This window comes from Pseudomonas sp. CG7, assembly GCF_023701885.1.
In the GTDB taxonomy this organism is placed as follows: Bacteria; Pseudomonadota; Gammaproteobacteria; order Pseudomonadales; family Pseudomonadaceae; genus Aquipseudomonas; species Aquipseudomonas zanjanensis.
Window position 1 is genome coordinate 31703 of sequence record NZ_JABAEE010000036.1, and the last position, 22377, is coordinate 54079.

A 22377-nucleotide genomic window follows, 5' to 3' on the forward strand; every position below is an offset into this window, starting at 1 on the left:
CCATGCCCGCCGCCAAACTGCTAAGTGAACTCAAGTCCCTGGGCGTTGAACTCTGGCCCCAGGACGGACAACTGAAATTCCGCGCACCCCAAGGCCTGCTCAATGCCGAGCGCCTGGCACAACTGCGTGAGCACAAAGAACAGATCCTGCACCTGCTCGAAACACAGGAACGGCCACTGGTACAGGCTGACCCGGCGAACCACCACGCGCCCTTCCCGCTCACCGACGTGCAGAACGCTTACCTCCTGGGCCGCCAATCTTCCTTTGGCTACGGCAACGTCGCCTGCCACGGTTATCTGGAACTGAGTTGGCCGCGGCTCGATCCGCAGGGGGTGGAACAGGCGTGGAACCGTCTGATCGAGCGTCACGACATGCTGCGCGCGGTGATCGCCAGCGAGGGTTCCCAATGCGTCCTGGTCAATGTTGCCCACTACTCGCTGGCCGTCGCGGACTTGCGCGGCGTCACGGCTGAACAGCACCGGCACGGCGTGCAACAGATCCGCCAGGCCATGGAGCAGAAGCTCTACCCCACCGATCAATGGCCGCTGTTCGAATTGCGCATGAGCCGCAGCGACAGCGGCGACACCCTGCATTTCTCCATGGATTCGCTGATTGCCGACTGGGCCAGCGCACAGTTGTTGTTCAACGAGTTGGAACAGTTGCTGGACGATCCCCAGGCCACCCTGCCGCCCCTGGACCTCACCTTCCGCGACTACCTGCTGGCGGAGCGTGGCTTGCTCGAAGGCAGCCGCCACCAACGCGACCGTGAGTATTGGCTGGGGCGCGTCGATGACTTGCCCGCCGCGCCGCAACTGCCGGCGCCCCTGAGCGGTGAAGACACGGCCCCGCCGCGCTTCCAGCGGCATTCGGCCCAGCTCGATCAGCAGCCATGGAACGCCCTGAAAAAAGCCGCCAACGAACGCGGCCTGACCCCTTCCATTGCGGTCCTCGCCGCCTACGTCGGAACCTTGCAACGCTGGAGCCAGCGCCCTGCCTTCAGCCTCAACCTGACGCTGCTCAACCGCTTGCCACTGCACCCGCAAGTGGATCGGCTGGTGGGGGACTTCACCTCCGTGAGCCTGCTCCAGGTCAACGATCCTCAAGGCCAGGACTTCACCCGGCAGGCCCGGCAACTGGGCAGCCAACTGTTCGCCGACCTGGTGCACCGGCTGTTTTCCGGCATTGAAGTGATGCGTGAAATCGGCCGCCGTCGTGGCCGTGAAGCGGCGGCCATGCCGGTGGTGTTCACCAGCGCCATCGGCCTGGCGATCGAACCCCTGGCGGCCAGCCAGCGCCGGGTGGGCCACGGCATTACCCAGACCCCGCAAGTCACCCTCGACTGCCAGGTGATGGATGACCGTCATGGTTTGCACATCCATTGGGACGTGCGCCAAGGCGTGTTCCCCGACGGCTTGGTCAACGACATGCAGCAGGCGTTCCTGGCGCAGTTGCAGCGATTGGCCCTGGACCCGGCCGCCTGGGAACAACCCATGCAGGTGCCGCTGCCGGCCTGGCAACAGCGAGAGCGCCTGGCGGCGAATGCCACCGCCGCGCCGCTGCCCACCGGTCGCTTGCACGACGGTCTGCTGGCCATGGCCAAGGCACATCCGCAAGCGTTGGCGGTGATCGATGCCAACGGCAGCCTGACCTATGCCGCGCTCGTCGAGCGCGCGTTGGCCGTCGCTGCCACCCTGTGCCAGGCCGGTTGCGGCGCCCAGGAACCGGTGGCGATCCTCATGCCCAAAGGCCTCGACCAGGTCGTGGCGGCCTACGGTGTATTACTTGCCGGGGCCGCCTACCTGCCACTCGATAGCAATGCCCCGGCCGCCCGCCGCGACCGCGTGCTGCGCAGCGCCCAGGTGCGTCATGTACTTGGCCAGTCCCAGAGCCTGCCCGATACGCCGCTGCCCGATGGGTTGCACTGGCATGCGGTGGATTGTCTGGCGCCAGCAGCGGCCGACTTCCAAGCGGTTGACAGTAACCCCGATGACCTCGCCTACGTAATTTTCACCTCTGGTTCCACGGGCGACCCCAAAGGCGTGATGATCAGCCATCGCGCAGCCCTCAATACCGTGCAAGACATCAACCGGCGTTTTCACGTCAACGCCAAGGATCGCGTGCTGGGGTTGGCACAGTTGAGTTTCGACCTGTCGGTGTACGACCTCTTCGGCCCCCTCGCCGTGGGCGGCGCGCTGGTGCTGCCCGACCCGGCACGCGGCGCCGACCCGTCGCACTGGGCCGAACTGGTGCAGCGGCATCAGGTGACGCTGTGGAACTCGGTGCCTGCGCAACTGCACATGCTCGCCCACTACCTGCATGCCGAGCCCCGGCCACTGGACAGCCTGCGCCTGGCGTTGTTGTCCGGTGACTGGATCCCGCTCATCCTGCCGCCGCAACTCCAACATCTCTTGCCCGGCCTGGCCCTGGTGGGTCTCGGTGGCGCGACCGAAGCCTCGATCTGGTCCAACCTGCACCCGATCGACGAGATTGACCCGGCCTGGCGCAGCATTCCCTATGGCCTGCCCTTGGCCAACCAGGGCTTTCGCGTGCTCGACAGCCAATGGCGCGACGCCCCGACCTGGGTGCCTGGCGACCTGTACATCACAGGGGGCGGCCTGGCCAACGGTTACCTTGGCGACCAGGCACTGAGCGACGCGCGGTTCTTCGCCCATCCCGTGGATGGCCAGCGCCTGTATCGCACCGGCGATCGGGGTCGCTACCTGCCCGGCGGCGAACTGGAGTTCCTCGGCCGTGAAGACGGCCAGGTGAAAATCCGTGGGCATCGCGTTGAACTGGGTGAAATCGACGCTGCATTGCTCGCCATCCCCGGCGTGGACAACGCAATCAGCCTGGTCACCGGCGAAGCCACCGGGGAGCGCAGCCTGCTGGCCTTTGTCACTGCCGCGCGGACATCGCCAACACCGTTGCCGGACGCGTCCTTGCTCACGACGATCAATCGTTATGCCGACAACCAGGTCGGCGCCTTTGACGCCCAACAGGTTGGCGAATACCAGGCAGACCTGAGTGCCGCGGCGTTGAGCTCGATGCTGGAGGTGATGCTCAAGGCCGGCTTGTTCAGCGGCGAGCTGGCTGAACCCGATGCCCCGGCCATTCTCCACGCGTTGCAGGCACAGCCGCGCCATCACTGGCTGGTGCGCCGCTGGTTGGGCGCGCTGTGCGAGGCGGGCCTGCTGCAACTCGAACAATCGCGCTATCGCCTGGCGCAACCGGCACCCGAGCCGGCGCGGGCCTGGGGCCGGGTGGAACAGGCCGTCGCCTCGGGGCTGTGCAGCCAGGCGCTGTTCGACTATCAACTCAACCACGTCTGGCAATTGCCGCCGTTGCTCAAGGGCGAGGTCAACCCGTTCGACCTGCTGTTTCCCCAAGGCCAACAGGATCTGGCATTGCAGCTGTACGGCGGGGACGCCGTCTCGCGCTACAACAATCACAGCATCGCGGCCCTGATCAACCGCCTCGCCACCCACCATGAAGGCGACGGGCCGCTGCGCATCCTGGAGATCGGCGCCGGCACCGGGGCCACCAGCGCGCCAGTGATCGGCCTGCTCGATGGCCTGGACGTCGATTACCTGTTCACCGACATGACCGCTTTTTTCTTGCCGGCGGCCAAGCAACGGTTTGCCGAGCACGCCTGGGTGCGCTACGGCGTGCTCGATATTGAGCAGGACATCCGCCCCCAAGGGCTGGCCAGCAACAGCGTCGATGTCGTGTTGTGTGCCGGCATGCTCAACAGCGTCAAGGACATCGACAAAGCCCTCGGCCAAATCCCCGAGCTGCTCAGCCCCGGGGGCTGGTTGGTGTTCAGCGAACCCACCGGCGAATGGCCGCCGATCCTGTTGACCCAGGGCTTCATGATGACCCCGGTCAACGACGACCACGACCTGGGCCGTAGCGGGCTACGCGACGCACAGACCTGGCAGGCGCGAATCCAGGCGTTGGGCGGTGAATGCCTGCCCGCCCTGCCCCCGGCCGATCACCCGCTGGCGGCCCTCGGCATGCAGGTGTTCGCCGCCCGTTTCAAGGCCGGGTTCCAGCGCCTGGACGTCGACAGCCTGCGCCGCGCCCTGGCCCAGCGCTTGCCGGAATACATGCTGCCGGCGCACCTGCAAGTGCTCGACCGCTTGCCACTGACCGCCAATGGCAAGGTCGACCGCAAGACCCTGGCCGGCTTGCGCCCCGCCGTTGATGCCCACGTGTCCGCGGGCCAGGCGACGCCGACCGATCCCCTCACCGCCGAGCTGTGCCGGCTGTGGGCCGAGGCCTTGGGATTGACGCAAATTGGCGTCGACGACAGCTTCTACGAAAAAGGCGCCGATTCACTGATCCTCGCCCGTGTCGCCGGTCAACTGCGTGAACAACTGCCCCAGGCCCAGGCCTTGAGTTACGACACGCTGCTGCGGCAGATGCTCAACGAGCCGACTGTCACCGCCCTGGCGCGCCGGCGCACCCACGGCGAAGCCGCGCCAGTGCCCACGGCGGCGGGCGGCGAAGCCCAGCGTGCCTCCAGCAGCAATGCGTTGGTGGTGCCGTTTGGCGGTGGCGAGGTCGGCCCGGTGCGGGTGATGTTCCACGCCGCCCTCGGCACCTTGGATTACTTCCAGCATTTGGGGCGCGCCCTGGCCGAGCAACAGGCCGGCCCGGTGATCGGCTTTGCCGTGGCCGACACCGAGCGTTACCTGGCCCTGGAGCCCAAGCGCCTGATCGAAAGCGTGGCCCAGGATTACGCAGAACGCTTGATCGCCGACGGTCACCAGCGCTTCCAGCTGATTGGTTACTGCCTGGGCGGGCTGCTCGCCACCGAGGTCGCCCGGCGCTTGCTTGAACGGGGCATGGACGTGGTGGACCTGAGCCTGATCGACAGCATTCCGATGTTCATCGACACCGACGAAGAGCTGGCCTACGAGGCGATCTTCGTGCCCAACCTGAACCTGGATCCGGTGAAAACCGTGTTCGGCCCGCACATCGAAGACTATGACGTGTACCGCGCCATCGATCTGCTGATGGCCCGTGACAATCGCCGCGTGCCCGCCGGGGCCATGGCTTCCTTGAGCGGCGACCCGGGCCTTGAAGCCCTGGCGCTGGCGGTGAGACAACAATCGGCGCGCAGCCAGGAACAACGCCTGGCCGAATATGCGCGCCTGGCGTCGGGCCAGGCCGGGGTGCCCATCGGCCCGGAGCTGGTGCCGACGTTGTTTCGCGTCTGCCGCCACAGCATGCGCGCGGCACGGTTCGACCCGCCGCCGTTCCTCGGCAACATGACCTACCTGCGCTGCCTGGAGCAGCAATCGTTCGGCATCACCGGCGGCGTTGGCCACCTGGCGGCACCGTTCTGGGAAGACGCGTGCCTGGGACGATTCGACTTGATCGATGTGCCGGGCAATCACTTCAGCGTGATCGAACCGCCTCACGTCCACACCGTCACCGCGCACCTGCTGGACGCCCTACGGAAAAACTCATGACCGCCGCTCTGGATACCCTGAAACGTCCGGTCAACCGCCTGATTCACTTAGGCGTAGCGTTTGCCGCGGTCGGCGCACTGGTCAACCTGGTGCCCTTCATCGGCCTGACCGAGCTGGGCCGGTTGCTGCTGGCCGGTGGCGTCGACACTCAAGCCTTGTGGCGCTGGGCGGCGCTGGTGGTGATCGCCTTGAGCCTGGGCTGGGTGGCCAACGGCGTGGCCCTGTGGTTGACCCACCTGGCGGACCACCGCCTGCAAGCCAGCCTGCGCGAAGCCATGGTGCGCAAACTGGGACGCGTGCCCCTGGGCTGGTACACCGACACCACCTCGGGCGCGGTGCGCAAAGTGGTGCAGGACGATCTGGAAGACCTGCATCACCTGGTCGCCCACCACGCGGTGGAACTTACCGCGGCCATCGTCATGCCCGTGGCGGGGCTGGTGTGGCTGGTCACGCTGAACTGGCGCCTGGCGCTGCTGGCGGTACTGACCTTGCCGGTGTATGCGCTGGCCTACGCCCTGATGATGCGCGGCTTCGGCGCGAAAATGCAGTTGCTGGACAAGAGCATGAGCCGGGTCAGCGCCGCCATCGTCGAGTTTGTCCATGGCATTGCCGTGGTCAAGGCGTTCGGCCAGGTGGGCCAGGCCCATCGCAGCTATCAGCAGGCGGTCAACCAGTTCAGCGAGCAATACGCCGGTTGGGTCAGACCGCTGCTGCGCCTGGAGGCGTTTTCCTCGATGGCCTTGAGCGTCCCGGTGATTCTGCTGGTGAGCCTGGGGGTGGGCACCTTGCTGTTGGCCAAAGGCTGGATCACGCCGCTGCAAGTGTTCGCCGAGACCTTGGTGGCGGTGGTGATTCCGCAGTCGCTGGTGGTGATCAATCAAAGCCTGACCGCCCAACGCACCGCCCTGGCGGCCGCCGACCGCATCGAAGTACTGCTCAAGGTCGAAGAACTGCCCGCGCCGAAAGTCGGCCAGCAGCCCCAGGGCAGTGACATCACCTTTGAACATGTGCAGTTCGGCTACGACCCCGAGCACCCGATCCTCAACGGTGTCGACCTGCACTGTCCGGCTGGCAGCGTGACCGCCCTGGTCGGTGCGTCCGGTGCGGGCAAGTCGACCCTGGCCAAACTGGTGCCGCGCTTTCACGACGTCAAGGCTGGCTGCGTGCGGGTGGGCGGCGTCGATGTGCGGGACATCGATCCGCGCCAGCTGTATCGGCAGGTCGGTTTCGTCTTGCAGGACGCGCAACTGGTGCATGGGACGGTGGCCGACAACCTGCGCCTGGGCCGCCCCGAGGCCAGCGACGCGGAGGTGGAGATGGCGGCCCGCTCGGCGCAGATTCACCTGCGCATCGAGGCCCTGCCCCGTGGCTATCAGTCGGTGATCGGCGAGGATGCGATTTTCTCTGGCGGTGAAGCGCAACGCCTGTCCATCGCCCGCACGCTGCTGGCCGACACGCCGGTGCTGATCCTCGACGAGGCCACTTCCCACGCCGACCCCGAATCCGAAGCGTTGATCCAGGACGCCCTGTCGGCCCTGGCCCGGGGCCGTACGGTGCTGGTGATCGCCCACCGCCTGGCCAGCATCAGCGGCGTGGACCAGATCGTCGTCCTCGATCAGGGCCGCGTGCTTGAAAGCGGTCGCCATGAATCCCTGCTCCAAGCCAACGGCGCCTATGCCCAGCTGTGGCGCGCCGGCGCCAAGCACTCCGTCCCCGAGTTGGAGATGTCCCTGTGATCCGCAGTCTTGTCACGTTACTGGGGCCGGCGCATGCCGCCCGCCTTTACCGATACCTCGCGTGGCTGGTGACCAGCGCCGTGCTGCAAGGCCTGGCCGTGGCTTTCCTGGTGCCGATCCTGCGCGCGCTGTTTGCCGGTGATCCAGCCACGGCGCTGGCTTGGCTGGCCGGCCTGGCGGCGATGGCCGTGCTGACCTGCATCGCCCATTACCAGCAGGCGATGAAGGGCTTTGCCCTGGCGCTGGTGGTGCTGACCACCCTACATGATCGCCTCGGCCAACACCTGGCCAGCCTGCCCCTGGGCTGGTTCAATTCGGAAAAAATCGGCCGCCTGTCGCGCAGTGCCACCAGCGGCACGTTGATGGTCACCGGCCTGTTCGCCCATTACCTGGGGCCGGTGGTGTCCGGAGTGGTGGTGCCGGCCACAGTCGCGCTGACCTTGTTCATCTTCGACTGGCGCCTGGGCCTGACCGCGGTGCTGTGCGCGCCGCTGATCTACTTCACCCCCCACTGGTCCGCTGCCGCCCTCGGCAATAACGACGCCCGGGTCGAAGCCGCCGCGACCGTGGCCGGTAACCGCGTGGGCGAGTTCGCCCGCTACCAGCAAGTGCAGCGCGCCTTTGGCCGGACCCAGGATGGCTACGCGCCCTTGCAGGCAGCCAACCTGGCGCAGAAACAGGCCGGTGGTTCGATGTTGGCCCAGACCTTTCCCAAACTGCTGGCCGGCGGCCTGCCCGTGCAATTGGCCTTTGCGCTGCTGGTGGGTGTGGGCGTCGCCCTGGCCGTTCGCGGTGACATCGACGCCATTCAACTGGTCGCGTTGCTGGCCCTGGCGGCCCGTTTTGTCGGGCCACTGGCCGAGGCAGCGGCGCGCAGCGGCCTGCTGCGCATGGCCGGTAATGACCTGGAGCAACTGGTCGGCATCCTGCGCGAGTCGCCATTGCCGCAACCCACTGTCAGTCAGCCGTTGACCGCCCCCGGCAGCTTTGCCTTCGAACACGTCAGCTTCGCCTACGCCAGCGGCCCGACGGTGCTGCGCGACCTGAGCTTCACTGCACCGGCCCATTCGATGACGGCGATTGTCGGCGCCTCGGGCTCGGGCAAGACCACCGTCACGCGCCTGCTCATGCGGTTTTTCGATGCGATCGAAGGCAGGGTCAAGGTCGGCGGCGTCGATGTGCGCGAACTGTCCAACGAAGCGTTGATGGCGCAATTGTCGCTGGTGATGCAGGACGTCTACCTGTTCGACGACAGCCTCGAAGCCAACATCCGTGTCGGCAGGCCGGACGCCAGTGCGCAGCAGGTGGCTGAAGCGGCGCGACTGGCCGGCGTCGATGAAATCGTCGCGCGCCTGCCCCAGGGCTGGCGCACCCCGGTGGGAGAAGGCGGCGCTTCACTGTCCGGCGGGGAACGCCAGCGGGTGTCCCTGGCCAGGGCCTTGCTCAAGCGCGCCCCAATCGTGCTGCTGGATGAAGCCACTGCCGCCCTGGATCCCCAGAACGAAGCCTTTGTACAAGCGGCGATTCGTAGCCTGAAGCAAAGCTCGACCGTATTGGTCATCGCCCATCGCCTGCCGACCATCATGGCCGCCGAGCAGATTCTGGTGCTGGACCAGGGCCGCCTGGTGGAATCAGGCACTCACTCGCAACTGCTGGCCCTCGATGGGCGTTACGCCGGGTTCTGGCGTGATCGCCAACGTGCCGGCGGCTGGCGCCTGAATGCGCAGGCCCAGCCATGCTGATCGGGGTGCTGGGTGCCAGTGGCGATGTCGGTCTGGCCAGCGCTCGGGCGCTGTTGAGCTTGGGCGTGAACGAACTGCGCCTGGGCGGGCGTGACGCCCGCAACGGGGCCCGCTGCCTGGCATCGCTCCAGCAGCAATGGCCCGACGCGCGCCTGCACTGGACCGCGGTGGACTTCAATGATGCGGCTGCCCTGGCCGGGTTCGCCCATGGCTGCGACGTAATGCTCAACTGCGCCGGTCCTTCTTGGCGATTGGAAGATCGGGCCGCCCGGGCGGCGTTGCAAACCGATGCGCACTACGTGGATGCCGCCGGCGAGGTGGCACTTGAGCCGAGCCAGTGGCACAACCGTTGCGCCGTCCTCGGAGCCGGCCTGCAACCAGGGCTTACCGGGTTGCTGCCCCGTTGGCTGGCCCAGCAGGCTTTCTCTGGGGTCCAGGGACTGACCAGCTATTTCGGCCTGCGTGACCAATTCACCGCCGTGGCCGCCGACGACTTCCTGCAAGGGGCGGTGGACGGCACCAGCGAACCCCTGGCGGCCTGGCGCAACGGACGTTGCAGTCGGGCGCTGCGCCGCAGCCGGGATGTGCTGCTGCCGTGTTTCCCCGGCCAGGTTCACTTGCTGCCCTATTTGAATCGGGAAGGCGAATGCCTGGCCATGGACCTGCGCCTGGACGTCGGCCATTGGTTCAACGTGATCACTGATGGACATGTGCTCAAGGCCCTGGACCTGGCCCACAGCCTGCCGCGCGCCGATGCGGTGCAGCGGTTGTGCGAGGCCAGCCGGCTGGACCTCAGTGGCCAGGCCCCTTTCGTCACGTTGCTGCTGCAACTCGACGGGGTGTGGGACGGGCAGGCACGCACCCGCAGCCTGGTGCTCAGCGGCACAGGCAACGCGTCGCTGACCGGAGCAAAGGCCGCCGCCACGGTGGTCAGCGTGGCGAACGGTGAGATCAGCACTGGCTGCCATTACGCCGCCCAGGTGTTGCCACCCGCCGCCAGCCTTGAACGCCTGCAACGCACCTCGGCGATCCGTGCCCTGAATCTGCTGCCCGGCCCGCTCGATCACCTGCACACCGTTGAAGAAGGTTGCCTATGAACAGCGCCCTGAATGAACTCGAACACGTGAGCCTGGGGGGGATGGCCCAGGTGTTGCTGCACACCCAGGCTTTGCCGGTGCAAGTCTGGCGCAGCGCCGATCAGATCAACCAGGCCTTGGGCACGGCGCCCCGCCATGCCTGGATCGTGCGGCGCTGGCTGGCGGCGCTGACCCGCGCCGGTGCGCTGCGCGAAGACGCCGGACGCCTCGCCTGGCAAGGCACGCCACCCCCGGCCGCGGTCGAAAACTTGCCCGGGCTGTACGCCGAACTGGGCTTCCCGGCCAGCATGGCGCCCCTGCACCGCCAGGTCATCGAGTGCCTGCCCGACCTGCTGCGCGACCAACTCGCCCTGGCACCGTTGTTGGTGCAATCGGGTGACCCCGTCGCGGTGCTGGGCGCCTACCAGCGCAACCACTTCACCGCGGCGATCAATCAAGCCCTCGCCGCACGGGCAAGCGAAGTCCGTGCCCTCGGCGATGTACTGCGGGTGCTGGAGTTGGGCGGTGGCGCGGCCTGCACCACCCGCGCCGTGCTGGCAGCGGTGCCAGCGCGGGAAAAGGACTATCGCTTTACCGACATCAGTTCGCGTTTCACCGGGGCAGCCCAGCGGGAGTTTCGCCGGGCACCGGGGATGCACGTCGGTTTGCTCGACCTGGTCCGGGACTTCGCCGAGCAAGGCATCGAGGCCCGCAGCCAGGACCTGGTGGGCGCTGGCAACGTCCTGCACAACGCCCGTGACTTGCCCCGCAGCCTCGGGCGGATACGCGCCTGCCTGCGGGACGGCGGGAGCTTGTTGTTCAGTGAGTCCATCGCGGACAACCCGGCGATGCTGACCTTCATGCACCTGCTGCTGTCGCCGCCCGCCGGTGCGCCGTTGCGCAGTGCCGATGAAGTGTTCATCCCGCCTGATGCATGGCGCCAGGCCTTGCAGGCCCAGGGTTTCCAATTACTCGAAGTTTGGCCCGCGGCCACCGACCCGCTGGCGGCCGCCGGGCAACGTTTGTTTCACGCCGTAGGAGTTTCATGATGACGCTGCACGTTGACATCCTGCTGATCGAGCTACCCGCCGGCGCATTTCCCTGGCATTTACCGGCCCTGACGGACCTGGGCATACATCAGCGCTCCCCGGCACGCCTGATGGCGGTGATCGAACGCCAACGCCCCGCCGTGGCGGTCATGAACGCCGAACAGCTGGAACGGCTGCTGGACTTCCCCGCGTTGCCATTGACCGACCTGAGCTACCTGGAACAGGTGCTGTTCATCACGGCGCAACCGGGCGACTGGCAACTGGCCGAGCGGGCGGCGGCACAGCTCAATTGCGGCGTCCAGGGGTTTACGGATGCCCTCGGCGAATGGCGCGACCTGGCCAGCGTCAAGCTCGAACATCAACGTTGGCGCGAGCGGGCCCTCGGGCATCCCGACGTGAGCAGTGTCGCGCTGCACGGCCAGACCTTGTTCGCCGTGCCTCACCCTTGCGAGGCCACCTGGGTCGAGGATCACCTCGATGCGACCGAAGCGGCCCTCGACCTGCAGTTTTCCAGCGAGCAACTCGTCGAAGCGGTACGGCTCAATGATCGGCTGGGCCACGCCGCGTTGCTGTCGATGCTCAACGGCCTGGACCATTGTGGTCTGTTGCCCGCCCCGTTGAACGATGTCGCCCAGGGGCTGGCCCATGGGGGCATCGCGCCGGGTCATCGGCCGTTGATCGCGCGCTGGCTGGACGTGTTGCAGGGGCAAGGTCTGTTGCGCCGCCAAGGCACCCGCCTGCACCCGACCCTCGACACCAGCGCCTGGAGCGACGAAGCCCTCGAAGGCATCTGGACGCAACTGACCCTGGACTGGGCGCGCAACACCGGCGGCAGCGGCACCCTCGACTATGCACGGGACAATGCCCGTCAATTACCGGCGCTGATGCGCGGCGACTGCGCGGCGGTGCACCTGTTGTTTCCCGAGGGGCGCACCGAACGCGCGGCAGCGTTGTACCGCGAAAGCCTGGCGGCCCAGTACCAGCATCGCGCCGTAGCCCATTGGGTTGGCGCCTGGGCCGCACGCCAGAGCGCCGATGTGCCGTTGCGCGTGCTCGAAGTCGGTGCCGGCACCGGGTCCACCACCCAGGCGGTGTTGCCGGCCTTGGCCGATGCTCCGGTGGACTACCTGTGCACCGACGTGTCGCGCTATTTCAGCGAGCAGGCCGCCGAGCGCCTGCAAGACTGGCCGTGGGTTCGCCACGGCGTGTTCGACATCGACCGCCCTGCCCTGGCCCAGGGTTACCGCAGCCAGGAGTGGGACCTGATCATCGCCGGAGGCGTGCTCAATGCCGCTCGCGATACCGAGCGCTCCCTGGCGAACCTGCTCGTCCTGCTCAAGCCAGGCGGCTGGCTGGTATTCAGCGAACCCACGCAAGAGGAATTCTGGGTGATGGCCTCCCAGGCCTTCATGCTCAACCAGGCCGACGATGAACGTCAGGTCAGCAGCACCACCTTCCTGAACCTCACCCAGTGGCAAACCGCGCTGGCCAGGAGCGGATTCCACGGCAAGCGCAGCCTGCCCGCCGTCGGACACCCACTGGCGCGCCTGGGCCATCGCGTCTTCGTCGCCCAGGTACCCACCCATCGCCTGAGCCGCGCGGCACTGGCCGCGCACCTTGAAGAGCCGGTCTTGGGTCTTGAACTACTCGACCAATTGCCCGACGACCCTACGCTGGCCCAGTGGGCTCGCCTCCCGGAGACTTGCCCATGAACAGCGCCCCTGCGCGCAAACGCGTGATCGTGGCCGGCACCGCGTTCGGCCGCATCTACCTGCAAGCCCTGGCCCGCGCCCACGATCGCTACCAACTGGTGGGCATCCTGTCCCGCGGCAACGCCTACTCGAAAGCTTGCGCCGAGCATTACGGGGTGGCGCTGTACGAGACCGTCGAACAGGTGCCGGATGAGGTCGATATCGCCTGCGTGGTGGTGCGCTCCGGGGCAACCGGGGGCGCCGGCGGTGACTTGGCTCAACAGTTTTTGCGCCGCGGCATCCATGTGTTGCAGGAGCATCCGGTGCACCACCGCGAAATCGCCGCGTGCATGCAGGCCGCGCGCCAGGGCCAGGCCGCCTATGCAGTGAACACGCTGTACCCGAATATTCTGGCGATCCGGCGCTTTCTCGCCGTGGCCGCCTACCTGCGCGATCAACAGGGGCTGGCGTACATCGAAGCCGCTTGCAACAGCCAGGTCGCCTACCCGCTGCTGGATATTCTCGGGCGCCTGGCCGGTGGGCTACGGCCCTGGTCGTTCGCGGCCCCGGCCCCTACGGCCGGGGAACATCCGTTCACCCGGCTCGATGCCCGTTTCAATGGCGTCCCCATCAGCTTGCGAATACAGAACCAGGTGCACCCCAAGGACCCGGACACCCACTCGTTCCTGCTGCATCGCCTCGAAGTCGGCTGCGAAGCCGGGGTGCTGAGCCTGGGGGACACCCACGGCCCTGTGCTGTGGAATCCGCGCCTGCACGCACCGAGGGACAGCACTGCCCGACTGATCATGGCCGGCCCCGGCAGCGAACGGCTGGCCGGGCCAACGATGGTGCTGCTCGATCCGCAGGTGCCCCTGAGCTACCGGCAGGTGTTCAACCAGGTCTGGCCCGACGCGGTCAGCGTCGCCTTGGACGCGTTATGCCGCGACATCGACGAACCTTCGCGGCGCCTGCACAGCGGCGTCTGGGCCACCGAGGTGTCCATGGCCTGGCGCGAAATGAACAACCTGATCGGCATGCCCACCTTGATCGAGCCACCCGTGCCCCGCGCGCTGCCCCTGGCCGAACTCCAGGCGCTGGTCGACGCCGTGCAACCCCCTTGCGGTGACGACACCGCCCAACTGCTCGGAGCGCTGCCGTTTTGAACACTGCCCAACCTTTGTCCAATTGCAGCCACGTGTTGCTGTGGGTGCGCGACTTGCACCAGGCCGTGGCGAATTTTCGCGCCGCCGGTTTCGAAGTCACCTACGCCACTGCCGAGGCGCGCGCGCAACACGCGCACATCTGGTTCAGCCAGGGGCCGATCATCGAGTTGCTCACCACACCGCGTCACGCCTGGCTGTTCAAGTGGCCCATCGACTGCCTGGCCGGCCGTGGCGCCGGGCGGCGGATGTTGCGCTGGGCCGCCCAGGGCGAAGGGTTCTGCGACCTGGCGCTGCTGTGCGACACCCCGGCCCTGGCGCTGCGCCTCAAGGGCCTGGCGGGCTGCGGCGTGGCCATGGGTCGCACGGTGAGCTGGCGGCGTACCTGCGTGGATGGCCGCCAGACCCGATTTCGTTTCGTCTATCCACGCCACGACCGCCTGCCCTTCCTGGTCACGCCCTATGAGCCGGCCCAGCATCCGCCCCAAATGATTCACCCCAACGGCGCCACGGGCCTGGCGGCAATCCACATGGGCGTCCATCCCGCCGACCACACCGCCCTCAGCTTGCTGACCGGCGACGACCCGTTGCTGCGTATCCAGGCGGCCGAATACACCGGCGTACAGGCGGTGCGAATCGCCGGCCTGGCGCACCCGCTGATTCTGCACGGCGCCCGTTTACTGGGTTGCCCGACCGTTCAAGGAGATTGCCATGCTTGATGGATGCACCGACTGGCCCGACGACTTCATTCGCCGCTATCGCGAACACGGTTATTGGCAAGGCGTGCCCCTGGGCCAGCTGTTGCGCGAGCAGGCGCTGCGCACGCCGCACAAAGAGGCGCTGGTGGATGGCCATCGACGTTGGCGTTACGCCGAGCTCGATCTGCAGGCCGACCGCTTGGCCGCCGGGCTCGCCGACCGAGGCCTGCGCGCTGGCCAACGGGTATTGGTGCAACTGCCCAACATCGCTGAATTTTTCAGCCTGACGTTCGCCCTGTTGCGCCTGGGCGTGATTCCGGTGTTCGCCCTGCCGGCCCATCGCGAACATGAACTGGTCCACTTGGCCCATCTGAGCCAGGCCGTGGCCTATGTGATTGTCGATCGACACCTGGGCTTCGACTATCGACCGCTGGCACGGGCCCTGTGTAAACAAGCGCCGAGCCTGCAACAGGTCTTTGTGGTCGGGGCGGCCGAGGCGTTCGTCGCCCTGGGCGACTGCGTTGCCGACCCGCGTCCGCTGCCGGCGCCAGACTCACGGGAAGTCGCCGTGCTGCTGCTGTCCGGTGGCACCACCGGCCTGCCCAAGCTGATCCCGCGCACTCATGACGACTATGCCTGCAACGCGCGCCTGGCAGCCCGCGCCTGCGGCTTCGACAGCCACACCCGCTACCTGGCGGCGTTGCCCGTGGCCCATAACTTCCCCTTGGCCTCACCCGGCGCGTTCGGGGTGTTCAGTGGCGGCGCCACCCTCGTGCTGGCGCCGGAGCCCAGCCCGGACACCACCTTCGAACTGATCGAAGGCGAACGCATCACCCACACCGCGTTGATTCCGCCGCTGGTCCTGCTGTGGCTGGAAATGGCGCAATGGTCCGAACACGACCTGAGCAGCCTGCAATGGTTACCGGTCGGTGGCGCGCGGCTCAAGGCCGAGATCGCCGCGCGTATCGGCCCGACCCTGGGCTGTGGCCTGCAACAGGTCTACGGCATGGCCGAAGGGTTGCTGTGCTTCACGCCGCTGGATGATCCACAAGCACGCATCTTCGAAACCCAGGGCCTGCCGCTCACCGCCGACGATGAGATCCGCATCGTCGACGCCGATGACGTGCCAGTCGCCCCAGGCGCCGTGGGCGAACTGCTGGTGCGCGGCCCCTACACCATTCGCGGTTACTACAACGCCGCCGAACAGAATCTGCGCGCCTTCACCGCCGACGGTTTCTACCGCAGCGGCGATCTAGTGCGGCGTTTGCCCGAGGGCCATTTGATCGTCGAGGGGCGGACCAAGGATGTGATCAATCGCGGCGGCGAGAAAATTCCGGTGGAGGAAATCGAGAATCTGTTGCTGGGCCATCCGTTGATTCGCGATGTCGCCCTGGTGGCCTTGGCCGATGAGCTGCTGGGTGAGCGCAGTTGCGCCTGTGTGCTGGCCCATGGCGAACAGGTCGAACTGGGCACGATCAACGCCTGGCTGCGCGAGCGTGGACTGGCCGCCTACAAACTGCCGGACCGCTTGCAGGTGCTGCGCGAGTTCCCGCTGACGCGCCTGGGCAAGGTCAACCGCAAGGCCCTGGCGGAACAGGTGCAGGCCTTATGAGCAGCGAAATGTCACCGTGGTTACGCGTGCTGCGTCAGGGCGACCAACCCCGGGCCCGCCTGGTGTGCCTGCCCCACGCCGGAGGCAGCGCGAGTTTCTTCCGTCCGTGGCTGACGCACCTGCCGGGGGATATCGACTTGCTGGCCGTGCAATATCCCGGACGAGAAGAACGGTTCAACGAGACGCGTATTGCCTGCCTGGCCCGCCTGGCTGAACACATCAGCCAGGCCCTGTTGAGTTTGCCCTCCCGCCCGCTGTGGCTGTTTGGCCACAGCATGGGCGCGGCGCTGGCCTACGCCGTCGGTGTGCAGTTGGAGGCGGCAGGCGTCGGTGCCGAGCATGTGTTTGTCTCGGCCCACCCGCCTCCGCACCGGCAACCAACCAGTGACCTGCACCGCCAGGACGATGCCGCACTGATCGCCGACATCCTGCGCCAGGACGCCGAGGCCACGAGCCTATGGGGCAACCCGCAACTGCGCGGGTTGTTCCTGCCGACCCTGCGCAGCGATTACCAGGCCATCGAAACCTGGCAACCGGCGCGGCTTGACCGTTTGGCGGCACCCATCGACGTACTGCTGGCCCGGGCCGACACCGATGTCAGCCTTGACCAGGCCCGGGCCTGGGCGGACCTGAGCGAACACACCCCGGATATCCGCCAGTTCGACGGCGATCATTTTTACCTCAAGCAACAGCCGCGCCCCGTGATCCATCACTTGCTGCGACGCACGGCCTACCTTCAAGGAGACACGGTATGAACACCCCGGAACACTGCACCGGCCTGCCGGACATTCGCCACGCCATCGACACCCTCGACCGGCAGATCATCGATGCCCTGGGGCTGCGCATGCAGTACGTCAAGGCGGCCTCGTCGTTCAAACCCGACCAGGCCAGTATCGCCGCACCGGACCGCGTCGCGGCGATGTTGCCACAGCGCCGGCAGTGGGCGCAGGAGGCCGGGCTGGACGGTGAATTCGTCGAGGGTCTGTTCAATCAGGTCATCCACTGGTACATCGCGGAACAAACGGCGTTCTGGCTGCAAAAAAAGAGCGCGGCCGTATGATCGAAGCAGCCTTAATGAGTGTGTTCGAAGCTGCGCACCAGCTCGCCCTGAAGCATCAGCGGCCCGTTGTCGCCGTGAGTTCGCGCCCCGCACCGTACCTTGATCCGTTGGCGCTTTACGAAACGCACCGGCAGGGCTGTTTCTGGCGTGCTCACTCGCCGGACCTGGCTCTGTTCGGTCTGGGCTGCGCCTGGCAGCTCGAAGCCACGGGCCCCCTGCGATTGGCCGAGGTGAACCGCCAATGGTTCGCGCTGTGTGCCGACGCGGTGATCGCCGGCCGCCATCCACCGCTGCTGCTGGGCGGCATGCGTTTCGACACGCAACAACCTTGCGCGCCGCATTGGGCGCCATTCGCCGATGCCAGCTTTCACCTGGCCCAATGGCTGCTCAGCGAGGACGGTGACGGCCGCTGGCTGCGTTGCCAATGCGTGGTGGAACCCGGCAGCGATCCGGCTGCATTGGCGCGCGCCAGCCTGGCGGCGCACCAACAGCTTTTCGCGTCGCCACGCTCGCTCGCATCGCACCCGGAGGTGATCGAGCGCACCGCATTGCCCGCGCCCCAGTGGCACGCCAAGGTCGCCAACGCCTTGCAGGCCATCGACAGCGGCGAGCTGAGCAAAGTGGTGCTCGCCCGCCATATCGAATATCAGCTGGACGCCGCCCTCGATAGCGGCGCCGTCATGCGCCGGCTGCACGAGCGGCGCAACTCATCCCATCTGTTCGCCTTGCACCGCGCAGGCAGCTGTTTCATGGGGGCCACCCCGGAGCGGCTGCTCAGTTGTCGGGAAGGCCACCTGAGCACCCATGCCCTCGCCGGTAGCGCGCGCCGCGCCCCAACGCCCGAGGAAGACCAGCAAGTGGGCGCAGGCTTGTTGGCGGACCCCAAGGAACTGCATGAACATCAATTGGTGGTGCAGACCATCCTGCAAGGCTTGAGTGGCATCGTCAGCGACCTGCAAGCGGCCACCCGACCCGAACTGCTGAAACTGGCCACGGTGCAGCATCTGAGCAGCCCGATCAGCGCCCGGCTTGTAGAGGGGTGTGGTTTGCTGGACGGCATCCAGGCCTTGCACCCCACCCCAGCGGTTGGAGGTTTGCCAGGGGCGACGGCCATGGGCTTCATTCGCCGGCACGAGGGCTTCGACCGCGGCTGGTACGCCGCGCCCGTGGGTTGGCTGGACTCCCGGGGCAACGGCGATTTCCTGGTGGCCCTGCGTTCGGCACTGATGACGCCTTTGCATTGCCACTTGTTCGCAGGCTGCGGGATTGTCCAGGGGTCTCGACCGGCCGATGAATACGAGGAAACCCAAATCAAACTGGCGAGCATGGAGCAGGCCTTGCACCTCGCTCCACGCTAACGGCGAGCCAATGATGAACCGGTTGCCAGAGATTGCTCCCGCTGGGTTCCGTAGGAGCTGGCGAAGCCTGCGATCTTTTGATTTTGATCTTTCCCTTGAGACTCAAGTGCCGGGGGAAAGATCGCAGCCTCGCTTCGCTCGACAGCGCCTACAGGCCCAGCGGGAGCAATCCCTGGCCACGGGTTTGTCGATTGCCTTAAGTGAACAGCGTTACCGTACACGCTCAAAGACGATGTGCACCTTCGCCCCATCGGGACGGCGAAAGTCTTCCACCATCCGGTCGCCGTCGACCTTCAACTGCAGGTCATCCCGGGTACGCACAGCGCCCACCCAGTTCGGGAACGTAGACCCTTTGACAATGTTGCCTGAGAAATCACCGTTCTGGTCGACGGTATATCGCCCGAAGAAACCGATGCTCCCCGCCATCGCTGCCCGGTTTTCCTCATCGGTGCCTTCACCACGCACATTGGAACGAAACACCGGCACGCGGGGGTCAGTGAGCACTTCGACAAACGTCAGCTCTGGGGTGAAGACGAGCCAGCCATGAGGGTCGGGGCCGTAAGCATCGGCCTTGCTGCCCTGGCTCTCAACGGTTGCACTGACCATGCGCCATGTCCCGACCAAAGCGTTTTCTTTGCCCGTAAACACGCTGGAGCATGCCGATAAGGCAACGATCGCACCGACTGCCAGTACCTTATCTTTCACACTCATCCGCATCACCTTTCACTCGCCGCAACAACGCCATGGACAATAGAGTGGGATTCCTCCTGGTCGGCTCGGTCTTTATCCCTGGCCGCGATGACCGCCAAGCGCTGTTCCCTGGAAGCGGCATAATCGGCCTGTCGTCCCAGTTGCCAACCCAAGTAGCCCCACAGCAACGCGCAACCCGCGCCCACCACAGCGACCGGGCCGGCGCCTTGCCCCAGCAGGTCAAGCAGACTCTTGATCCAGCCGCTCATGGCGTCACCCGCGCGATAGACCACGGTGGCGATGAAGTTCTTGGCCTTGTATTTACTCTCGGCATCCAGTGGCGCGAACAGCATTTCCCGGCCCGGTCGGACGAACGCGTACTCGCCGATCCGCCGCACGATCATCAGCGCCACCAGCAGCGCGAACCCCGGCGCCAACGCCAGGCCCAGGAAGCCGATGCACATCAGCAGCGGCACGATGGCCAGCAAGGCGCGCACCCCCAGCTTCGGCGCGATACGGCCGGTGATGAACAGCTGGGACAGCAACGCCCCGGCCTGCACGACGATGTCGATGGTGCCGAAGATGCGCACTTGCGCTTCGCGATCCGGATAATGCTCGGCCACCAGGCGCGCCTGCTCGAAATAGAGAAAAGTGCTGACCGTCGCCAACAACACGACAAACCCGGCAATGCCCAACAGGTAAGGCGACCCGAGCACGGCCGTCAAACCGCTGAACGGGTTGCCCTGCAAGGGCTGCCGGGGATTTTGCGTCGGCGCGGCGCCAAGACGGCCAGCCCCGCCCTTTTCGCGCCATGCCATCAACGCCCGTTTCAACACCAGCGTGACGCCGAGCAACAAGGCCGCCAGAAACATCAACCCCGAAGCGCCGAGCGCACCGATGAGCAACGCGCTCAGGGCCGGCCCCAACAGGCCGCCGACGCTGGCGCCTGCGGCGATGAAGGCAAACAGACGCTTGGCCTGCTCGCTGTCGAATACATCCGCCATCAGGCTCCAGGCCACGGAGACGACGAACAAGTTATAGACCGAGATCCAGACATAAAAGACCCGGGCCAGCCAGACGCTGTCCGGCTGGAACTGGAACAGCTCGACGAACATCAGCAGGTTGAAGCCGAAGAAGCCGTACACCCAGTCGATCAGGCGCAGGCGTGGCACTCGGGCACTGAGCCAGGCGAACAATGGCACGGCCGCCAGCATGACCAGGAAGGTCGCGGTAAACAGCCATTGCAAATTCTCCACTCCCGCCGCGATGCCCATCGATTCACGGATCGGGCGCAGCATGAAGTAACCGGTGAAGAGGCAAAGGAACAGCAGGAACCCGCACAGCGCCGGACGCAACTCGCCGTCGCGGGCGTTGAGGGCGAGGCTCAGCCGGTGCAAATAGGAAGGCGCACTCATAGGGACTCCAGGGAGACGGCAATAAGAAAGGTCAAGCGCGGGACGGACGCCCGCGCCCAGGCTCGCATCAGCGATAGGTCACGCCGGTGAGGCGCTCGGAGACGGCCCAGAGCCGCTCGGCATCCGCCTGCGCGCTTGCGGCGGGCGGCGTCTTGGCGAAGCCCAACGGACCGCGTCTTTCAGCGTCCCCGGTCGGGCCGTAATACGCTCCGCCCACGGCTTGCGCAGCCGTGGCGGCGTACAACGTCGGCAACGCCCCTTGAGCCGCTGAGTGATACGCGTCGCGGTCCTTGGCCCAGCGCCGACCGAACTCGCTGTCCAGGCCAGGGCCGCGTTCGACCAACTCGGTGACCGCCACGCCGGGGTGCGCCGCGATGCTGCGAATGCCCCAATTTTCAGCGTCACTGCGCCGCTGCAAGGCAAAGGCCCAGTGCAGGACCGCCAGTTTCGATTGCGCGTAGGCCGCATAAGGGTCGTATTTCTGCTCGCTCTGCAGGTCATCGAGGTTCATCGTGCCCCGGGTCGCAGCAATGCTGGACAGGCTCACCACGCGGGCATCCTGGCTTTGACGCAAGAGCGGCACCAGCAGGCCGGTCAGTGCGAAATGCCCCAGGTAGTTGGTGGCCAACTGAAGCTCAAAGCCATCGGCGGACGTGCCCCGCTCGGGCGGCGCCATGACGGCGGCGTTGTTGATCAACACGTCGAGGCGCGGCAGCCGCTGATTGAGACGCTGGGCCAGGTCGCGCACCGATGAAAGATCGGCCAGGTCCACGTTCTCGAACTGCACCTTGGCGTCGGGTACGGACTCACGGATACGCGCGATGGCCTGGGCGCCGCGCTCCGGGTTGCGCGCGGCGATGATGACCTCGGCGCCGGCACGTGCCAACGCCAGCGCGTCCTCGTAGCCCATGCCACTGGTGCCGCCGGTGACCAGGACAATCCGGCCTTTCTGGGACGGCATGTCATGGGTCGACCAGTCCGGTTTCGGTGCTACGCGATCGGACGCCTCGACACTCACTGAAGCGAGCAGCGCGATGCCGGCGGCAAGGGTTCTCGCCCGTCTCGCCAGCCGGCCCTTGTCACTCACGCGGCCGAGGGTGGGTGTTGTTGTGTTATTCCACATGGTGATAGTCCCTTTCTGAAGAAATGAACCGGCATCGCCGGACGGTCACTGTTTGGAGCACGCCTCGGCCAACTGCAGAAAGCTGACGTGCTTCTTGATGCCTTGGCTGTTCAAATAGGTCATCTTGGCTTGCACGACCTCGCACACCGGCGATGTCGCCTCCTCGATATGGATGACCCTGGCGATGTCCAGCGGCATGCCATATTCGTAGGCCGGAATCTGCGTTTGTTCTTTGGCGAGCAGCGGCGAGCCGCTCAAGGAGATGACGGCCAGCAGGCCGGCAATCGACAGGTTTCGAATATTCATAGTGGGCTCCACGACACGGTCCTCGTTGGGATGGTCGTAGCACTCTAGGAGGGGGCGACTGACGTCAAGGTGACTGCTGGCTGACGGGAAGATGTCAACGCGGGCGCAATGCTGTTCACTTAAGAAAAATGATGGACCTGTGGCCAGAGATTGCTCCCGCTCGGCCTGTAGGAGCTGTCGAGCG

16 protein-coding genes are annotated in these 22377 nt (G+C 66.2%); 12 read left to right on the plus strand and 4 right to left on the minus strand.

From position 1 onward, the window contains the following. Positions 1 to 2: 2 nt before the first annotated feature. Genes HGO40_RS16130 through HGO40_RS16185 form a run of 12 tightly spaced genes read left to right on the plus strand, consistent with a single transcriptional unit; the run spans position 3 to position 18659 of the window. Positions 3 to 5477, plus strand: coding sequence for a non-ribosomal peptide synthetase (locus HGO40_RS16130; RefSeq protein WP_250963821.1), 5475 nt, complete (start codon positions 3 to 5; stop codon positions 5475 to 5477). Beyond that, positions 5474 to 7213 carry an ABC transporter ATP-binding protein gene (locus tag HGO40_RS16135; protein ID WP_250963822.1) on the plus strand — a complete coding sequence of 580 codons (1740 nt, stop codon included), beginning with the start codon at positions 5474 to 5476 and terminating at the stop codon, positions 7211 to 7213. Before HGO40_RS16130 ends, HGO40_RS16135 begins: the two co-directional genes overlap by 4 nt. After that, on the plus strand, positions 7210 to 8955 hold the full coding sequence (locus HGO40_RS16140) for an ABC transporter ATP-binding protein (RefSeq protein WP_250963823.1): 1746 nt from the start codon (positions 7210 to 7212) through the stop codon (positions 8953 to 8955). The genes HGO40_RS16135 and HGO40_RS16140 overlap by 4 nt, the downstream gene beginning before the upstream one ends. Continuing rightward, positions 8949 to 10052, plus strand: a complete 1104-nt coding sequence (locus tag HGO40_RS16145) for a saccharopine dehydrogenase NADP-binding domain-containing protein (protein WP_250963824.1) — start codon at positions 8949 to 8951, stop codon at positions 10050 to 10052. Before HGO40_RS16140 ends, HGO40_RS16145 begins: the two co-directional genes overlap by 7 nt. Further along, positions 10049 to 11080: a class I SAM-dependent methyltransferase gene (locus tag HGO40_RS16150; protein ID WP_250963825.1), complete on the plus strand. Its 1032-nt coding sequence runs from the start codon at positions 10049 to 10051 to the stop codon at positions 11078 to 11080. Before HGO40_RS16145 ends, HGO40_RS16150 begins: the two co-directional genes overlap by 4 nt. Beyond that, entirely contained in the window at positions 11080 to 12792 is a 1713-nt protein-coding gene (locus HGO40_RS16155) for a class I SAM-dependent methyltransferase (RefSeq protein WP_250963826.1), read from the plus strand. The genes HGO40_RS16150 and HGO40_RS16155 overlap by 1 nt, the downstream gene beginning before the upstream one ends. After that, positions 12789 to 13934 (plus strand): Gfo/Idh/MocA family oxidoreductase, encoded by a 1146-nt coding sequence (locus tag HGO40_RS16160; protein WP_250963827.1) that lies wholly within the window; start codon positions 12789 to 12791, stop codon positions 13932 to 13934. The genes HGO40_RS16155 and HGO40_RS16160 overlap by 4 nt, the downstream gene beginning before the upstream one ends. Then, positions 13931 to 14650, plus strand: coding sequence for a VOC family protein (locus HGO40_RS16165; RefSeq protein WP_250963828.1), 720 nt, complete (start codon positions 13931 to 13933; stop codon positions 14648 to 14650). Before HGO40_RS16160 ends, HGO40_RS16165 begins: the two co-directional genes overlap by 4 nt. Then, the gene (locus HGO40_RS16170; RefSeq protein WP_250963829.1) at positions 14643 to 16241 is read left to right on the plus strand and encodes a (2,3-dihydroxybenzoyl)adenylate synthase; all 1599 of its coding nucleotides are present in this window, start codon (positions 14643 to 14645) and stop codon (positions 16239 to 16241) included. The genes HGO40_RS16165 and HGO40_RS16170 overlap by 8 nt, the downstream gene beginning before the upstream one ends. Then, positions 16238 to 16996, plus strand: a complete 759-nt coding sequence (locus HGO40_RS16175) for a thioesterase II family protein (protein WP_502943302.1) — start codon at positions 16238 to 16240, stop codon at positions 16994 to 16996. Before HGO40_RS16170 ends, HGO40_RS16175 begins: the two co-directional genes overlap by 4 nt. Further along, positions 16993 to 17301, plus strand: coding sequence for an isochorismate lyase (locus tag HGO40_RS16180; protein ID WP_250963831.1), 309 nt, complete (start codon positions 16993 to 16995; stop codon positions 17299 to 17301). Before HGO40_RS16175 ends, HGO40_RS16180 begins: the two co-directional genes overlap by 4 nt. Further along, a complete protein-coding gene (locus HGO40_RS16185) occupies positions 17298 to 18659 on the plus strand; it encodes an isochorismate synthase (RefSeq protein ID WP_250963832.1) in 1362 nt (453 codons plus the stop codon). The genes HGO40_RS16180 and HGO40_RS16185 overlap by 4 nt, the downstream gene beginning before the upstream one ends. A 210-nt stretch (positions 18660 to 18869) precedes the next feature. Here the strand turns inward: HGO40_RS16185 and HGO40_RS16190 are convergent, their stop codons facing one another. The 4 genes from HGO40_RS16190 to HGO40_RS16205 form a co-directional block, all read right to left on the minus strand. After that, positions 18870 to 19370 (minus strand): lipocalin-like domain-containing protein, encoded by a 501-nt coding sequence (locus HGO40_RS16190; RefSeq protein WP_250963833.1) that lies wholly within the window; start codon positions 19368 to 19370, stop codon positions 18870 to 18872. Between the two features lie 5 nt (positions 19371 to 19375). Continuing rightward, positions 19376 to 20764, minus strand: coding sequence for an NTP/NDP exchange transporter (locus HGO40_RS16195; protein ID WP_250963834.1), 1389 nt, complete (start codon positions 20762 to 20764; stop codon positions 19376 to 19378). Between the two features lie 67 nt (positions 20765 to 20831). After that, entirely contained in the window at positions 20832 to 21887 is a 1056-nt protein-coding gene (locus HGO40_RS16200) for an oxidoreductase (protein ID WP_250963835.1), read from the minus strand. A gap of 45 nt (positions 21888 to 21932) precedes the next feature. After that, entirely contained in the window at positions 21933 to 22193 is a 261-nt protein-coding gene (locus tag HGO40_RS16205; protein ID WP_250963836.1) for a DUF2790 domain-containing protein, read from the minus strand. Positions 22194 to 22377: the final 184 nt, after the last annotated feature.

Excerpts from the sequence above, each read along its gene's own strand:
- HGO40_RS16130 (WP_250963821.1), top strand. The coding sequence starts at position 3 with ATGCCCGCCGCCAAACTGCTAAGTGAACTCAAGTCCCTGGGCGTTGAA.
- HGO40_RS16135 (WP_250963822.1), top strand. The coding sequence starts at position 5,474 with ATGACCGCCGCTCTGGATACCCTGAAACGTCCGGTCAACCGCCTGATT.
- HGO40_RS16145 (WP_250963824.1), top strand. The coding sequence starts at position 8,949 with ATGCTGATCGGGGTGCTGGGTGCCAGTGGCGATGTCGGTCTGGCCAGC.
- HGO40_RS16150 (WP_250963825.1), top strand. The coding sequence starts at position 10,049 with ATGAACAGCGCCCTGAATGAACTCGAACACGTGAGCCTGGGGGGGATG.
- HGO40_RS16155 (WP_250963826.1), top strand. The coding sequence starts at position 11,080 with ATGACGCTGCACGTTGACATCCTGCTGATCGAGCTACCCGCCGGCGCA.
- HGO40_RS16160 (WP_250963827.1), top strand. The coding sequence starts at position 12,789 with ATGAACAGCGCCCCTGCGCGCAAACGCGTGATCGTGGCCGGCACCGCG.
- HGO40_RS16170 (WP_250963829.1), top strand. The coding sequence starts at position 14,643 with ATGCTTGATGGATGCACCGACTGGCCCGACGACTTCATTCGCCGCTAT.
- HGO40_RS16175 (WP_502943302.1), top strand. The coding sequence starts at position 16,238 with ATGAGCAGCGAAATGTCACCGTGGTTACGCGTGCTGCGTCAGGGCGAC.
- HGO40_RS16180 (WP_250963831.1), top strand. The coding sequence starts at position 16,993 with ATGAACACCCCGGAACACTGCACCGGCCTGCCGGACATTCGCCACGCC.
- HGO40_RS16185 (WP_250963832.1), top strand. The coding sequence starts at position 17,298 with ATGATCGAAGCAGCCTTAATGAGTGTGTTCGAAGCTGCGCACCAGCTC.
- HGO40_RS16190 (WP_250963833.1), bottom strand. The coding sequence starts at position 19,370 with ATGAGTGTGAAAGATAAGGTACTGGCAGTCGGTGCGATCGTTGCCTTA.
- HGO40_RS16195 (WP_250963834.1), bottom strand. The coding sequence starts at position 20,764 with ATGAGTGCGCCTTCCTATTTGCACCGGCTGAGCCTCGCCCTCAACGCC.
- HGO40_RS16200 (WP_250963835.1), bottom strand. The coding sequence starts at position 21,887 with ATGTGGAATAACACAACAACACCCACCCTCGGCCGCGTGAGTGACAAG.
- HGO40_RS16205 (WP_250963836.1), bottom strand. The coding sequence starts at position 22,193 with ATGAATATTCGAAACCTGTCGATTGCCGGCCTGCTGGCCGTCATCTCC.